This window comes from Corynebacterium sp. HMSC036E10 (genome assembly GCF_001836265.1).
In the GTDB taxonomy this organism is placed as follows: domain Bacteria; phylum Actinomycetota; class Actinomycetes; order Mycobacteriales; family Mycobacteriaceae; genus Corynebacterium; species Corynebacterium coyleae.
Genome location: NZ_KV827989.1, coordinates 121,106 through 135,998, shown reverse-complemented (window position 1 = coordinate 135,998; position 14,893 = coordinate 121,106). Strand labels below are relative to the sequence as shown.

Here is a 14,893-nt window from a genome sequence, read left to right as displayed (position 1 = left end):
TTAGAGGGCTTCGACCTCGAACTGGAGTTGCGGGTTGGCGTAAAACTCCTGGGCCTCGACGAGCTGGAGTTCGTTGGTCTCGGCCTCGAAGGTGAGGCGCAGCATGTCGTAGACCGAGGAGGCGGTCTTTGCCAACGCGTCCTTTGCGTCGTGGCTGCGCACGTAGTGACCGGTGAACAGCGCTGCGGTGACGTCACCGGAGCCGTTGCGCTTAAACGGCAGGCGCGGGGTGCGCACGATCCACTTACCGTTGTCGTCCACGGCGATCATCTCGATCGCATCCTCGGGCGTTTCGGGGCGCTCCACCGAAGTCACCAGCACGGTCGACGGGCCCATCTCACGGGCCGCGTCCACGGCGGCGAGGGTGGAGTCGAGGTCGGTGACGTCGCGCTCGGTGAGGTAGCCCAACTCGAACTGGTTCGGCGTAATGATGTCCGCCGCCGGCACGATCGTCGAGCGGAACAGCGGCGGGATCGTATCCGCCACGAAGCAGCCCGACTTCGCCGAACCCATCACCGGATCGCACGCATAGAGCGCATCCGGGTTTTCAGCCTTGATGTCGCGCACGGTGCTGACGATCACGTCGGCGATTTCCGGGGAGGCCTGGTAGCCGGTGAGGATGGCGTCGATAAGCGGGAACGCATTGCGGTCGCGGATGCCCTTGAGCACCGCCGCAACGTCGGCGGCCGGAATGATCGGCCCCTCCCACGCACCATAACCCGTGTGATTGGAGTAGTTCACCGTGTACACCGGCCACACCTCGTGGCCGATGCGCTGCAAAGGAAAGACCGCCGCCGAGTTGCCAACATGGCCAAACGCGACGGCGGACTGGATCGAGAGAATATTGCTCATAGGAGCATTTTAGAGCTCCGGCGACACCAGAATCTTCACTGCGGTCTCGTTGCGGTTAATCAGGGTGTCAAAGCCCTCGTCGACGACACCGTCGAAGCCGATCTTGCCGGTGATGAACGGCTTCAGATCAATCTTGCCGGACTCCACCAACTTGATGGTCTGCGGGTGATCGTGGGCGTAGCCGATGATGCCGCGGATGGTCAGTTCCTTCATCACCAGTGCGTGGATGTCCAGCTCGGCCTTCTTCGACCAGATGGACTCGACGACCAGGGTGCCCTTGAGCTTCAGGCAGTCGATCAGCTGGTCGAGCACGACGTTGACGGAGGTGCACTCGAATGCGACGTCGACACCCTTGCCGTCGGTGATCTTGTCAACCTCTGCCTTGAGGTCGGTTGCGCTCGGGTCGATCGCGTAGTCTGCGACACCTGCGTCGAGCGCCTTCTGGCGACGCAGCTCGGAGAGCTCGGAGACGATGACGGTCAGGCCGTATGCCTTCGCCACAGCTGCGGTGAGCACACCGATCGGGCCGGCGCCACCAATGAGGGCGACGTCGCCTTCCTTCGCCTCAGACGCAACGAATGCGTGGTGGGCGACGGACAGCGGCTCGATGAGCGCAGCCTCGTCGAGCGGAACATCGTTGGAAATCGGGTGAACCCAGCGACGCTGCACAGCGATCTTCTCGGAGAGGCCGCCGCCGCCACCTGCGAGGCCGATGAAGTTCACGTCCGGGTGGAGGTTGTACGGGCCCGGCTCCTTCGGGTCGACGTCGTCCGGCAGGACGTACGGCTCGACGACAACGTGCTGGCCGACCTCGAGGTCGTCGACACCCTCGCCGAGGGCTGCGACAACACCGGAGAACTCGTGGCCGAGGGTGACCGGCGGCTCCTCACCAGTGATCGGGTGCGGATGGCCAGGCTTCGGGCAGAAGATCGGGCCTTCTAGGTACTCGTGCAGGTCAGTGCCGCAGATGCCGCACCAGGCGACGTCGATGAGCACCTCTCCCTTGCCTGCAACCGGGGCGTCGATTTCCTCGACGCGGATGTCCTTCTGGCCGTAGTAGCGAACTGCTCGCATGGTGGAACTCCTTTCGGTTGGTTACAGGTGCTACGATACCCCGTTTTCGGGTTCCTCGCCGACCGCAACCAGCACGGTGCGGGTCTTGATGCGTCCGCGTCGGTCGCGGCCGCCTTCTGCGGTGTAGCGGATGCCGTCGCGAAGAATGGAGGCGCCGGGAAGGGGCACGCGGCCGAGTTCGTACGACAGCAGGCCGGCGACGGTGTCCACATTGTCGACGACCTCCTCCGAGTACTCCAGCGTGTAGTCGAGGTGGTCGGCGAGGTAGTGCACGAGGTCGTCGAGAGGCAGGCGCGCTTGGACGCGGAAGACGCGCTCGTCGATTTCTTCGATGGGGGCTTCCTCGTCTTCGTCGTATTCGTCGGTGATTTCGCCGACGATTTCTTCAAGCAGGTCTTCCATGGTGAGCAGGCCTGCGACGTTGCCGAACTCGTCGATAACCACCGCGATGTGGGTGTTCTGCTGCTGCATCGCGCGCAACAGCAGGTCGAGCGGCTTGGAGTCCGGGATGAACATCGGTTGGCGCATCAACTCGGTCAGTGGCGTGTTCGGGTCGACGGGCGCGCCGCGGTCGGTGAACATGTCTTTGAGGTAGGCGACGCCGATGATTTCGTCGACGTTTTCGCCGATGACGGGCACGCGGGAGTGGCCGGAGCGCACCATGAGTGCGGTGGCTTGGCGGGCGAGTTTTTCGCCTTCGATCCACACCATTTCGGGTCGCGGCACCATGACTTGGCGGGCGGTGGTGGAGGCGAGGTCGAAGATGTTTTGGATCATGCGGCCTTCGGTGGTTTCCACCACGCCTTTTTCTTGGGCAACTTCGACCATTTCGCGCAGTTCGATTTCGGTGGCGTATGGCCCGTTGCGGAAGTCTTCGCCTGGGTGGAACAGGTTGCCGATCCAGATGAGCAGTTTCGCCACCGGCCCGAGCACGGTGTGGAAGATGTGCAGGCCTTGGGCGGCTTTGAGCGAGATGGTGTACGGGTTGCGTTTGCCGGCGGTGCGTGCGAACACGCCGATGATGGAAAATTGCAGCAGCGTCACGACGATTACCGCCACCGCAATCGCCCACGCATCTGACGCGATGACGTCCATGGCCAGCATCGCCGCTGAGACTGCCGCCATGACATCTAAGACGGTGCGCAGCAGCACGAGGGTGTTGATGTGATTCGCGCGATTATCGACGACGCGCAGCAACGCATCTGCACCCGGCGTCTCATCCTTGACCATGCCTTCCACGCGGGCACGCGAGATGGGTGCCAGGGCGGATTCGACGGAGCCGAGCAGGCCGGAGAGCAGTAGCGCAACGACGGTGATCGTTGCGAAGGTGATGGTCAGTGTCACTCGGCGCCCTTCATCAGCTTGTCTAGCTCGTCGCGGTCAGCCGCGGACGGGAAGGCGTGCGGGCCGGTCGGCTTCGGCTGGTATGCCACCCCGCGGCGGGCCAGGTCGTCGTACCAGTCGGCGAGGATCTCGTTTTGCAGCGCGAACATTTCCCGCTCGTCTTTCGGCTCGATGTGGTCGTAGCCGAGCAGGTGCAGCACGCCGTGGACGGTGAGCAGCGCCATTTCGTGGGCGAGGTCGTGGCCGGCCATCTCTGCCTGTTTGCGGTCGTAGGCCGGGCACAGGATGATGTCGCCGAGCATCGCAGGCCCCGGCATGTCCGCGTCGGGCCGTCCCCCACCCGGGGTGAGTTCGTCCATGGGGAAGCTCATCACGTCGGTGGGGCCTTCGAGGTCCATCCAGCGGACGTGGAGGTCGGCCATGGTGGCTTCGTCGACAAGCGTGATTGTTGCTTCGGTGTCGGGGTGGACGTCCATGGTGCGTAGAGCGTAGGAGGCGACGTCGATAAGCATTTGCTCGTTGACTTCCGCCTCGCCGGACTCGTTTAAGACTTCAATGCTCACTGCGCTGCCTCCGCTTCGCGCTCTGCTTCAATCTTCTGCTGCCGCTTTTCGTAGCGCAGCGCGTTCTGGGCATCGTGGTGGTCGTAGGCGGCCACGATGCGGGAAATCAGGTGGTGGCGCACAACGTCGTCGGCGCGCATCTCCTGGAAGGAAATGTCGGGGATGTCGCTCAGGATGCGACGCGCCACGCGCAGGCCCGAGACGGTGCCGCGCGGCAGGTCCACCTGGGACGTATCGCCCGTAACCACCATCTTTGAACCAAACCCGAGGCGGGTGAGGAACATCTTCATCTGCGCCCCGGTGGTGTTCTGGGCCTCGTCGAGGATGACAAACGCGTCCGACAGGGTGCGCCCGCGCATGTAGGCCAGGGGCGCGACCTCGATGATGCCGGCTTCGATGAGTTTCGGGATGGCCTCTGAGTCCATCATGTCGCGCAGCGAGTCGTACAGCGGGCGCAGGTACGGGTCGATCTTGTCGGAAAGCGTACCGGGCAAAAAGCCGAGTTTCTCGCCGGCTTCCACGGCGGGGCGCGTCAGGATGATGCGTTTGACCTGCTTGTTCTGCAGCGCCTGCACCGCCTTCGCCACCGCAAGGTACGTCTTGCCGGAGCCGGCAGGCCCGATACCGAAGGTGATCGTGTTCTCGTCGATCGCATCCACATAGCGGCGCTGACCGGCAGTCTTCGGGCGGATAACCTTGCCGCGCCGCGCAATGATCTCCTCGCCGAGGATGTCCGCGACCGAGCCGGGGGCTTCCATCTCCATGAGTTTCACCGCCTCCACGACGGTGTCAGGGCGAAGCGGCACCCCGCGTCGCGCCATGGACTCCAGCTCCTCCACCACGCGCAGCGCGTGCGCCACGTGGGCGGCCGTGCCGCGCACCGACAAGGTGGTGCCGCGGGCGTGGAAACTCACGTCCAGATAGCGGTCCAGCAGTTGGAGGTTGTTGTCGTTGATGCCGAGAACGGATTGTGCGTACGCCGAGTCGAGTTCGACCTTGCGCGTCACCATTTCTTCCATGTGCGTTTACCCTACCAGCGGTTTGTCAGCGCGCCGATCGCGCTGAGCGCCGCGAACGCGGCCGTTGCGGTGCGCAGGACTTCGGGGCCGAGTTTCACGGCGTCCGCGCCGAGCAGTTCGAGTTCGTCTTGCCCGATGCCGCCTTCGGGGCCAACGATAAGCCAGATGTCCTCGCCGAAGTCCACCTCACGCAGCGGCACGGTCGCATCCTCGTGGAGCACCAATGCGCCAGCCGGCAGCATTTCCGACAACTGGTTCGTGGTCACCGGCTCGTGGATCTGCGGCACCCACGCGCGGCGCGCCTGCTTCGCGCTCGCCAGCGCTTGCGAGCGCCACTTCTCCACCTGCTTCGCCTGCTTGTTCGCCGGCCAGCGCGCAATCGTGCGGTGCGAAATCCACGGCACGATTCGATCCGCCCCGCCCTGCACGGCGAGGTCGACGGCGAGTTCGGCGCGCTCGCTTTTCGGGATCGCCTGCACGACCGTCACGCGCGGCGTGGGGCGCTCCACGAACTCATGCCTATCGACGACCCCCTCAACCCTTGAGGCATCCACCCGCGTGACGGTGACTTCGGCCTGGTTGCCGGCGCCGTCGAAAAGCATGATGCGCTCCCCCGGCTGGATGCGCTTGACGTGGGCGTGTTTTGCCTCGGGGCCTTCGATGATGCCGGAGGTGGGGTCGTCGCTAAGAAAATAGGGCAGGCTCATCGGCGGAAACGATCACGCATCCGGGAGAAGAAACCATCGCCGTGCTCGCCGCCCTCGGAGTGGACTTTGGGGTCCTCCGGGTGGCCGGCGCGCAGGTCCTCGAGCGCGGCGCGCTCCTCGTTGGACAGTGCAGTAGGCACGGTGACCTCGATATGGGCGATCATGTCGCCGGCGCCCTCCTGGCGCAGGCGCGGCATACCCTCGCCGGAAAGCACGACGCGGTCGTCCGGCTGGGTGCCGGCGGGGACCTCGATGCGGGTCTCGTCGCCAGTGAGGTTCTCCACGGTGAGCTCGGTGCCCAGCGCCGCGTCATACATGGGCACAGTCAGGCGCAGGTGCAAGTCGTTGTTGTCGCGCACGAACACCGGGTGCGGCTCGACGTGCACCTCGACGTAGAGGTCGCCGGCGGGACCGCCGCCGTGGCCGACCTCGCCCTGGTCCGCCATGCGGATGCGCATGCCGTTGTTAATGCCGGCCGGGATGTTGACCACCAGGTCGCGGGAAGCACGCACGCGACCATCGCCAGCACACTGGGCGCACGGGTCGGTGATCACTTCGCCGAAACCGTGGCACTTGGGGCACTCGCGGGTGGTCATCACATTGCCCAGGAAAGACTGCTGCATCTCCTGGACCGCACCCTGGCCCTGGCATACGTCACAGGTAACCGGCTTAGCCCCTGACTTGGAGCCGGAGCCGTGGCACTTGTCGCACAGCACCGCGGTATCCACGGTGACGTCCTGCTTCACGCCCGTGAACGCCTCCGCGAGCGTGATCGAGGTGCGCAGCAGCGCGTCGTTGCCCGGCTGCACGCGCGAGCGCGGCTGGCGAGCACCACCACCGCCGCCGAAGAACGCCTCGAAGATATCGCCGAGGCCACCGCCGCCAAAACCGGCGCCGCCCATGCCGCCGCCGGCCTCCATCGGGTCGCCGCCACGGTCCACGATGGAACGCTTCTGCGGATCCAGCAGCACCTCTTGCGCTGCTGCGATCTCCGCGAACTTCTCGGCGGCCTCCTCGGACGGGTTCACGTCCGGGTGGTATTTGCGTGCGAGCTTGCGGTACGCCCGCTTAATTTCCTGCTCGGTGGCGTCCTTGTCCACGCCGAGGATGCCATAGTAATCGCGAGCCATATCTTCCCTTCTATTCACCCCGCAGTGTGCGGCTGATGTAACGAGCCACGGTGGCAACCTTCTGCATGGTACCGGGGTAGTCCATGTGGGTTGGACCGACTACCCCGAGGCCGCCGAGTGCTGCATCGCCTGCCCCGTACGCTGTTGTAACAATTGAGGCGCTGGATAATTCCTCGTCTTCGTTTTCGCGGCCGATGCGCACGGAGACACGTTCGAGTTCTTGGGCGCCGGCGAGCAGTTTCAGTACGACAACTTGCTGCTCGAGGGCGTCGATGACGTCCTGGAGGCCGCCGGAGGGCACGAGCAGGTTTGAGGAGCCTGCGATGATGAGGCGGTCGGGGGCGGCGTCGACAAGTGTGGTGATGAGCACTTCGGCGGCGCGCGTGGTGGGTTCGGTCAGGTGCGGCGGTGCGCTGACGGCCACGCGTGCGAGCGAGGCGGAGGCGTCGCGCATGTTCTTGCCCACAAGTGCGTCGTTGAGGATGTCGCGCAGGATGCGCACGCCGTCGTCGCCAATTGGCGCGGCGAGATCAACGTTGCGTTGGTCAACGCGGCCGGCGTCGGTGATCAGCACGAGCAGCAGGCGCGTTGGTGTGAGTTCGACAACCTCACAGTGCTTCACGCGCGAGGCGGACAGGTTCGGCAGTTGCACCACTGCGGCTTGGTGGGTCAGTTGAGAGAGCAGTTGCACGGAGCGGCGTAGCACGTCTTCGAGGTCCACCCCGTCTTCGAGGAAGTCCAAAATCGCGTGGCGCTCGGCGGCGGACAGTGGTTTGACGTCGTGGAGCGCATCCACGAACTTGCGGTAGCCGGCCTCGGTGGGGATGCGCCCGGACGAGGCGTGCGTCTGCGAGATGTAGCCCTGCTGCTCGAGCACCGCCATGTCGTTGCGGATCGTGGCCGACGACACCCCCATGTTGTGCCGTTCCACCAGCGCTTTGGAGCCGACGGGTTCTTGGCTGGCGATGTAGTCCGCCACGATCGCCCGCAGCACCTTTTGGCGCCGCTCGTCTGCTGCGCTCATGATCGCCTCCTTACTCGGCTGCCAGGATATCGGTGATGATGCCGTCTGCAAGCAGTCTGCCGGTATCAGTCACGCGCAAGCGCTCTCCCCGCTCTAGGAGCCCCGCGCGCACATGCTTATCGACGACCCCACGCGCCCGATCCCCAACCCACCCGGCCGGAATCCCCTCACGCAGGCGAAGCCCGAGCATGATCGCCTCCATGTGGGCTTCGTCTGCGGTGATGGTTTCGGTGTCCTGGATGGGCAGGGTGTCGTCGTGAAGCAACTGTGCGTAGCGCTCGGGTCGCTTGACGTTAAAGAAGCGCTCGCCGTCGACGAAGCTGTGCGCGCCGGGGCCTGCGCCCCACCAATTCTGGTTGTGCCAGTAGATGAGGTTGTGGCGACACTCGCCGCCGGGTTTGGCCCAGTTGGAGACCTCGTACCAGTCGTATCCGTTGCCCTCCAGCGTTGCGGCGATGATCTCGTAGCGGTCCGCGTAGACGTCCTCTTGCGGTGCGGGCAGTTCGCCGCGGCGGATCTTGCGGGCCATGGCGGTGCCATCTTCCACGATGAGCGAATACGCGCTGACGTGGTCGACGCCGGTTGCAAGGATGGCATCCAGGGTGCGGCGCACATCATCGTCGGTTTCGGTGGGCGTGCCGTAGATCATGTCCAGGTTCACGTGCTCGAACCCGGCCGAAAGTGCCTCGCGGGCGGCGGCGACGGCGCGGCCCGGGGTGTGCTGGCGGTCTAGGACTTTCAACACCGGCGTGGAGGCGGACTGCATGCCAAGCGAGACGCGGGTAAACCCGGCATCCAGCAGGCCCGCGAAGTAGTCGGGGCTGGTGGATTCAGGGTTGGACTCGGTGGTGATCTCCGCGCCCGCCGCGATACCGAAGGTGTTGCGGATGACGCCCAGGATGCGGCCCAGCCCGTCCGCGCCGAGCAGGCTCGGGGTGCCGCCGCCGATGAACACGGTCTGGGCTTCCGGCAGGCCCCGGGCAGCCGCGAGTTCGAGTTCACGCTCGAGGGCGTCGAGGTACTGCGCGTGCGAGGAATCCACCTCGGTGGGCGTGTACGTGTTGAAGTCGCAGTAGCCACAGCGCGTCGCACAAAACGGCACGTGGATGTACACGCCGAAGGAATCCATCACGGAACCCACCACGGATCCCACCTAAGCCCCGCGCAGAGAACGCTTCGCCGCCACCTTCGCCACAATGCGGTCGATGCGGGCGCGCTCCTCCAAAAACTCCGGCGGGTTGGATCCGCGCATCGTGCGCACGAACGCCGGGTGGTCCAAGCAGACGGTTTCAACCCAACCGATCACGGCTTCCTCGACGATCTCGCCGACCCGCGCGTACAGGTGCGGAAGTGACACCACGCCGAGTTCGCGGGCGACCATGTCAGTCTGCTCGAGGGTGAAGGAGACGATCTCCTCCAAGTGCTGCACCACCAGTTCGGTGCGGCCAACGAGCGCGTCGTGCATCGTCTGCACCGAGAACGGCGCTTTCAGTGGGAAGAGGTCTTTGAGGCCGGCGGCGTCGAGAAGTTCAGGCTGCGGGATGCGCTCCTCTGGACGCACCCCCACCGACAGGTAGCCGGCGGCGCGGCCCGAGGTGAGCGCTTGGCGCAGGCCGATTAACTCGGCGACGATGCGGCGTGCGTCCTGGCGGGCGTCGTCGACAATCTCCTCGAACTCTGCCAGGCAATCTTCAGTGAGCTCACCGTCATAGTCCGCAATCGACTCGGCGACGTGCTCGATGTACTCCGCAACCTCGTCGCCGATGTTGTAAATCTCCTGGGTAAGTTCACGGTGACGCAGCACGGCTGCAGTTTTGTGCACGGCGTGAACCCCCTTAAAACGAACTGTGGAAGTGACAAACTGGGATGCTATGCCACACCGTGAGCCGATGAGGGTAGGCGCGCCGTTAACGCTGATACAGCTTGTCGATGTCCTCCTGGAAACGCTGGAACACCACATTGCGCTTCACCTTCATCGTCGGCGTCATCTCGTCGTGCTGCTCCGACAAGTCGCGGTCGAGGATGCGGAACTTCTTAATCGCCTCCGCACGCGAGACGGTGGCGTTTGCCATGTTCACCGCGTCTTGCACCTCGGCGCGCAACGCTGGGTCCTGCGCCAGGTCCGACACCTTCTTGTTCGCTGGAATGTTGTGGTTCGCCTTCCAACGCTTCAGTTCCTCCTCGTCGAGAGTGACCAGCACGCCGACGAACGGTTTACCGTCGCCGACCACCAACGCGTTAGAGATCAGCGGGTGCTGGCGGATGATCTCCTCCATCGGTCCCGGGGAGATGTTCTTGCCGCCGGCGGTGACGATGAGGTCCTTCTTGCGGCCGGTGATGGACACGAAGCCGTCTTCGTCGACCTCGCCAAGATCGCCGGTGTTGAACCAGCCGTCCGTGAGCGCTTCCTCGGTCGCGGCCGGGTTGCGCCAGTACTTGGAGAACACGCCGGGGCCTTTAAATTCGATCTCGCCGTCGTCGTTAATCCGCACCGAATAGCCGTTGACAGGGCGCCCGACGGTGCCGATCTTGTTGCTGTGCGCGTTGTTCACACACGCCGCAGCGCACGTTTCGGTCAGCCCGTAGCCCTCGTAGATCGGCACACCCATGCCGCGGAAGAAGTGCGACAGGTCCGAGCTCATCGCCGACCCGCCGGTGATGCCGTACCAGACGGAACCACCCATGGCCTCCTTGATCTTGGCGTAGACCAGTTTGTCGTAGAGCTTCACCTTCGCCTTTTGCACGCGCGACGGGCCGTCCGGCGTATCCAGCGCCTTGGAGTACTCAATCGCGGCCTTTTCGGCCTCCAAGAAGACACGTTTGCCAATCGCGGAGCCATCCGCGGCCTTGTTGTACGCACCCTCGCGCACCTTTTCAAACACGCGCGGCACGCCAATGACCAGGTTGGGACGTGCGCGCTGCAGCTCCACGGTCAACGTCGAAGTATCCGACCAGTGCGACTGGGTCGCGCCCGAGATCGTCCACGCCAGCGCCACCGCGCGCGCCAGCACGTGCGCCAACGGCAAAAACGTCACCATGCGCTGGCCCGGGAAGGACACGGAGCCGATCTCGTTTTCCAGCAGCGCCCACGCCTGGTACGCCCAGTTGCCGTGAGTGATCTCCACACCTTTGGGGCGACCGGTGGTGCCGGAGGTATACACGATGGATCCGAGGTCGGGGTGGCGGGTGGCGGCAACGCGGTCGTCGATAAGCGACTGCTCCACCTCGCGGCCCTCAAACTTGATCTGCTCCACGGCGGCCGAGTTGAACTCGTAGATGCGCTGCAACTGCGAGGTCGAGTCGGCCATGCGCGGGGTGCCGTCCTCGCCGAGGAGGAACGGGCTCATGAGCATCGTGTGGTCGCGCGTTTCCGTGAACGCGATTTTCGCGCCGGAGTCCTCGAGGATCCACTGGATTTGGTGCATCGAGGACGACGGGTAGATTGGCACGGATGCGGCGCCGGCGGCCCAGATGGCGAAGTCGAGCAGCGCCCACTCGTAGCGCGTGCTGGACAGGATGGCCACGCGGTCGCCGGGCTCGATACCTGCGGCAATCAGCCCCTTGGCCACGTCGTAGACTTCTTGCAGGAACTCCCCTGCCGTGACCGAGATCCATTCGTAGTTGCGGGGCCGCGAGAACAGCACGAGGTGCGGGTGTGTCTCGCACGTCTCGATGAGCCGGTTCAGACACGTGTCGGTGTCTTTGAGGGTGAATCCAAGTTCCGTCGTGTGAGAAGTCGATGGCATGGTGCCCAACATTACCGACGTTTTGGCAGAATGCGGAAGCGTGACCAACGTGGAACTGCTGCACGCCCTCGCCGAGTCCTATGGCTTTGGCACCTCCTATCGCGCGACTGACGGCCGGATGGTGTCGCCGCCGCCGGAGTCGTTTGTGGCGTTGTTGCGGGCATTGGGGCTTTCGCTTGACGACGACCCCACCGACGAGGAACTCCACTTCCACCTCGATGCCCGGCGCGAACACTGGGCGACGCGCCCGTTGCCACCGACGGTGGTGGCCACGGAGGGACACGAGCAGCACTTCAACGTGCACGTGCACGACGGGCATCCGGCGCACTGTTGGATCCGGATGGAGGATGGTTCCTCGCGGGATTGTTACCAGGATGAGAATTGGGCGCCGCCGTTTACGGCTTCAGATGGTGTGGTGTGGGGCGAGGCGACGTTTCATACGCCTGGGGATCTGCCGCCGGGCTGGCACGAGCTGCACTTGGAGTCGGACAATTTTGATGCGGTATGCACGTTGCTCGTGGTGCCCGATTGCTTGTCGACGAACTCACGCGTCGTCCAGCACCCCGTCTGGGGCGTGATGGCGCAGTTGTATTCGGTGCGCTCGGCTGCCTCGTGGGGGTTGGGCGATTTTGGGGATCTGGCGTTGCTCGCGGAGACGGTCGCCGCGCAGGGGGCCGATTATTTGCTGATCAATCCGGTGCACGCCGCCCAGCCGGTGCCGCCGGTGGAGGATTCGCCATATTTGCCCACCTCGCGCCGGTTTATCAACCCGCTCTACATCGCGGTGGAGCAGGTGCCGGAGTTCGAGCTGGTGGACGACAATCTTCGTGCGGCGATCGCCGAGTTGGCCGCGCCGCTGAAGGACCTGAACACTTCGCCAGCGCCGCTGGATCGCAACCGTGTGTTCGCCGCGAAGTTGGCGGCGCTGCGCGAGCTGTTCTGGGCCTCGCAGGCCGATGCCGCGCGCACCCACGACTTTGAGCTGTTCTGTCTGGACGAGGGCGAGGGCCTGCGCGAGTTTGCCACCTGGTGTGCTGCGCAGGCAGCCGAGTCGGAGCACGAAGGTGCCCCGAAGCACGCTGGCGGCGACATCGAGGACCTCGTGCAGTTCTATATGTGGCTGCAGTTCATCGCCGACGAGCAACTGCGCCTGGCCCAGGAGCGTGCGAAGGCGGCCGGGATGTCGATCGGCATCATGACGGACCTTGCGGTGGGCATCCACCCTGGCGGCGCGGACGCGGCAACACTGCGCGAGGTGTTGGTGTCCGATGCGTCGGTGGGAGCTCCCCCGGACCAGTACTCGCAAAAAGGCCAGGACTGGTCGCAGCCGCCGTGGAACCCGCAGCAGCTCGCCGAGGCCGGCTACGGGCCGTGGCGCGACCTGCTGCGCACAGCGCTGCGCCACAGTGGCGGCATCCGCGTCGACCACGTGCTCGGACTGTTCCGCCTGTTTTGGGTGCCACGCGCTGGCACACCCGCTGGCGGGGTGTACATGAACTACGACTTTGAGGCCATGGTGGGCACCCTCGTGTTGGAGGCGCAGCGCGCCGGGGCAGTCGTCGTCGGCGAGGACTTAGGCACGTTCGAGCCGTGGGTGCAGGACTTCCTTCGCGACAAGGGCATTTTGGGCACCTCGGTGCTGTGGTTCGAATCCATCCCGCCGGGCGTGCCGCGCCCCTCGCAGCAGTACCGCCACCTGGCGCTTACGGCTGTGGGCACACACGACCTGCCGCCCACCGCTGGCTACCTCAGGGGTGCACACAACGAATTGCGCCATGAGCTTGGGCTTGTCGACGACCCCGTGGAGCACCTCAACGCCACCGACCGCATCTGGATCGACCAGGTGCTTGGCCTCGCGCGGGAGGAAGGTGCGCTTACCGGCGACGACGAAAAGGCACTGATCACGGGACTGATTCGCTTCGTCGCCTCCACCCCATCGGCGATGACGTGTACGAACCTGGTGGACATGGTTGGCGACGAGCGCATTCAAAACCAGCCCGGCACCAACGGCGAGCAGTACACCAACTGGCGCATGCCGCTTTGCGACGCCACCGGCACCCCCGTGCTCATCGAACACCTACCGGAGATGGAGTTGTTTAAGGCGGTGGCGGAGGCGTCGATACGCACCTAAAGCGCGCCGATCACCGCAGCAACAATGACAAGAGCGATGAGCACCCACATTGCTTGGGTCACCCGCGACTGCGGGTACTTACGCTGCGGCTTGGGCAGCTGTTGATCCTGCTTGCGCAGCTCTTCAGGGTTGGCCATGGTGCCCAAGCCTAGACCGAGCCGGTCGACGACCCAAAGCAGCACATAGGACACCGCCGCGCACGCCGGCAGCGCCAGCACCACAATCAGCGGCACCTGCAACCACGGGCTCAACCCCATTAACCAGCCCATTTAGACCGCTTTCAACGCCATCATCACGATCGGGCTCACCGCGGCAACAACCACCAAAATGCCGATAATGATCCCGATAACTTGCGACGCCGACGGGCCCGACGGCGCCTGCTCCACCGCCTTCTGCCTTGGTGCCACCGTCGGCACACTCGTCGGCGTCGCGGCACCAGACTCAAACGTCGCCTGCGCAGGCGTCCTTCGCGGCACCAAGGTCGGCGTCAACGTGATCGTGCCACCCGGCGGGTTGGTGATCGTCGTGGAGTAGCGCAGCGAATACTGGTACTCCAAAAAGTCGTCGACCTGCTCCTCCCCGTACACCGGGCCACTGTCGAGCGAACTGGCGCGCTGGAACCCAATCAACTGATGGTTATCCTCGCCCGCGACATAGTTCGCGCCCGAGATCACCCCCACCAGGCCGCGGCCCGGGATGTACACCGGCCCACCGGAGTCACCTGGCACCGGCATCTTCGGCGCGTCGAAGTACGTGGTGTTTTCAACCGTGCCGACGAACTTGCCGCACGTCGAGGCATCCGAGCGCCCATGGGTGGAGTATCCGCGGAAGCAGATCGTGTCGGTGCTGCTGATCTTTTCCACCGGCACGACCGTCCCGCCATACGGGTTGCCGCTGACGCGGACGTCTTCGAACCAGTAGATCACCGCCCAGTCGTTGGCGGACGTCTTCGGCGAATACGCCCGCGCGGGGAAGATCAACCCTGCGGGCTCGTCGATTTGTTTGCCGGCGCTATCTGCAAGGTAGACCAGCGCGCCCTGGGGGAAGTACTGCTCGTTTTGCACCACGCAGTGGGCGGCGGTGTAACTGCGGCGGTGCTCGACGTCGTTGAAGCCAAGCGTGCAGGCGGTGAGGCGGTTAGAGCCTAAATTATCGACGAAAATCCGCCCACCCTGCGCCGCATTCAACGCAGGCGAAGCAGGCGCGACTGCAGGAACCACCGACGCCGCAAGCGTCGTGGCAACCACCGCAGCCGCGCACCAATGCTTCACACTGCCGCGGGACATGCCGCCAGCGTAGCGCA

The 14,893-nt window shown here is 64.6% G+C and carries 14 protein-coding genes; 1 reads left to right on the top strand and 13 read right to left on the bottom strand.

Going from position 1 to position 14,893, the window contains the following annotated elements:
• From pdxY to HMPREF2736_RS08960, 11 genes are all read right to left on the bottom strand, one after another.
• Nucleotides 1-852: a pyridoxal kinase PdxY gene (pdxY, locus tag HMPREF2736_RS09010; RefSeq protein ID WP_070613979.1), complete on the bottom strand. Its 852-nt coding sequence runs from the start codon at nt 850-852 to the stop codon at nt 1-3.
• Between the two features lie 9 nt (nt 853-861).
• Nucleotides 862-1,926 (bottom strand): 2,3-butanediol dehydrogenase, encoded by a 1,065-nt coding sequence (locus HMPREF2736_RS09005; protein ID WP_070829427.1) that lies wholly within the window; start codon nt 1,924-1,926, stop codon nt 862-864.
• A 30-nt stretch (nt 1,927-1,956) separates the two neighbouring features.
• Nucleotides 1,957-3,270 (bottom strand): hemolysin family protein, encoded by a 1,314-nt coding sequence (locus tag HMPREF2736_RS09000; protein WP_070453566.1) that lies wholly within the window; start codon nt 3,268-3,270, stop codon nt 1,957-1,959.
• Entirely contained in the window at nt 3,267-3,833 is a 567-nt protein-coding gene (gene ybeY, locus HMPREF2736_RS08995; RefSeq protein ID WP_070484913.1) for an rRNA maturation RNase YbeY, read from the bottom strand. The genes HMPREF2736_RS09000 and ybeY overlap by 4 nt, the downstream gene beginning before the upstream one ends.
• A complete protein-coding gene (locus HMPREF2736_RS08990; RefSeq protein WP_070829426.1) occupies nt 3,830-4,852 on the bottom strand; it encodes a PhoH family protein in 1,023 nt (340 codons plus the stop codon). Before HMPREF2736_RS08990 ends, ybeY begins: the two co-directional genes overlap by 4 nt.
• Nucleotides 4,853-4,863: 11 nt before the next feature.
• The gene (locus tag HMPREF2736_RS08985; protein WP_070829425.1) at nt 4,864-5,559 is read right to left on the bottom strand and encodes a 16S rRNA (uracil(1498)-N(3))-methyltransferase; all 696 of its coding nucleotides are present in this window, start codon (nt 5,557-5,559) and stop codon (nt 4,864-4,866) included.
• Nucleotides 5,556-6,689, bottom strand: coding sequence for a molecular chaperone DnaJ (gene dnaJ, locus HMPREF2736_RS08980; protein ID WP_070829424.1), 1,134 nt, complete (start codon nt 6,687-6,689; stop codon nt 5,556-5,558). The genes HMPREF2736_RS08985 and dnaJ overlap by 4 nt, the downstream gene beginning before the upstream one ends.
• Before the next feature lie 10 nt (nt 6,690-6,699).
• Nucleotides 6,700-7,716, bottom strand: a complete 1,017-nt coding sequence (gene hrcA / locus HMPREF2736_RS08975; RefSeq protein ID WP_070829469.1) for a heat-inducible transcriptional repressor HrcA — start codon at nt 7,714-7,716, stop codon at nt 6,700-6,702.
• A 7-nt stretch (nt 7,717-7,723) separates the two neighbouring features.
• On the bottom strand, nt 7,724-8,842 hold the full coding sequence (gene hemW / locus HMPREF2736_RS08970) for a radical SAM family heme chaperone HemW (protein ID WP_210399456.1): 1,119 nt from the start codon (nt 8,840-8,842) through the stop codon (nt 7,724-7,726).
• A 24-nt stretch (nt 8,843-8,866) separates the two neighbouring features.
• On the bottom strand, nt 8,867-9,535 hold the full coding sequence (locus HMPREF2736_RS08965; RefSeq protein ID WP_070829423.1) for a hypothetical protein: 669 nt from the start codon (nt 9,533-9,535) through the stop codon (nt 8,867-8,869).
• A gap of 85 nt (nt 9,536-9,620) precedes the next feature.
• Entirely contained in the window at nt 9,621-11,459 is a 1,839-nt protein-coding gene (locus HMPREF2736_RS08960) for an AMP-dependent synthetase/ligase (RefSeq protein ID WP_083323044.1), read from the bottom strand.
• Here HMPREF2736_RS08960 and malQ point away from each other — a divergent pair.
• On the top strand, nt 11,458-13,590 hold the full coding sequence (gene malQ / locus HMPREF2736_RS08955) for a 4-alpha-glucanotransferase (RefSeq protein ID WP_371326418.1): 2,133 nt from the start codon (nt 11,458-11,460) through the stop codon (nt 13,588-13,590). The two genes, HMPREF2736_RS08960 and malQ, sit on opposite strands and share 2 nt — an antisense overlap.
• On the opposite strand, the gene HMPREF2736_RS08950 is transcribed toward malQ, so the two are convergent.
• Together HMPREF2736_RS08950 and HMPREF2736_RS08945 are read right to left on the bottom strand one after the other, a co-directional pair.
• A complete protein-coding gene (locus tag HMPREF2736_RS08950; RefSeq protein WP_070421342.1) occupies nt 13,587-13,859 on the bottom strand; it encodes a hypothetical protein in 273 nt (90 codons plus the stop codon). The genes malQ and HMPREF2736_RS08950 overlap by 4 nt on opposite strands.
• A complete protein-coding gene (locus HMPREF2736_RS08945) occupies nt 13,860-14,876 on the bottom strand; it encodes a trypsin-like serine protease (protein WP_070829421.1) in 1,017 nt (338 codons plus the stop codon).
• Between the last annotated feature and the right edge of the window lie 17 nt (nt 14,877-14,893).

Excerpts from the sequence above, each read along its gene's own strand:
- malQ (WP_371326418.1), top strand. The coding sequence starts at position 11,458 with ATGGTGCCCAACATTACCGACGTTTTGGCAGAATGCGGAAGCGTGACC.
- HMPREF2736_RS09005 (WP_070829427.1), bottom strand. The coding sequence starts at position 1,926 with ATGCGAGCAGTTCGCTACTACGGCCAGAAGGACATCCGCGTCGAGGAA.
- hemW (WP_210399456.1), bottom strand. The coding sequence starts at position 8,842 with ATGGATTCCTTCGGCGTGTACATCCACGTGCCGTTTTGTGCGACGCGC.
- dnaJ (WP_070829424.1), bottom strand. The coding sequence starts at position 6,689 with ATGGCTCGCGATTACTATGGCATCCTCGGCGTGGACAAGGACGCCACC.
- HMPREF2736_RS08945 (WP_070829421.1), bottom strand. The coding sequence starts at position 14,876 with ATGTCCCGCGGCAGTGTGAAGCATTGGTGCGCGGCTGCGGTGGTTGCC.
- pdxY (WP_070613979.1), bottom strand. The coding sequence starts at position 852 with ATGAGCAATATTCTCTCGATCCAGTCCGCCGTCGCGTTTGGCCATGTT.
- HMPREF2736_RS08960 (WP_083323044.1), bottom strand. The coding sequence starts at position 11,459 with ATGCCATCGACTTCTCACACGACGGAACTTGGATTCACCCTCAAAGAC.
- HMPREF2736_RS08985 (WP_070829425.1), bottom strand. The coding sequence starts at position 5,559 with ATGAGCCTGCCCTATTTTCTTAGCGACGACCCCACCTCCGGCATCATC.
- HMPREF2736_RS08950 (WP_070421342.1), bottom strand. The coding sequence starts at position 13,859 with ATGGGCTGGTTAATGGGGTTGAGCCCGTGGTTGCAGGTGCCGCTGATT.
- HMPREF2736_RS08990 (WP_070829426.1), bottom strand. The coding sequence starts at position 4,852 with ATGGAAGAAATGGTGACGCGCAAGGTCGAACTCGACTCGGCGTACGCA.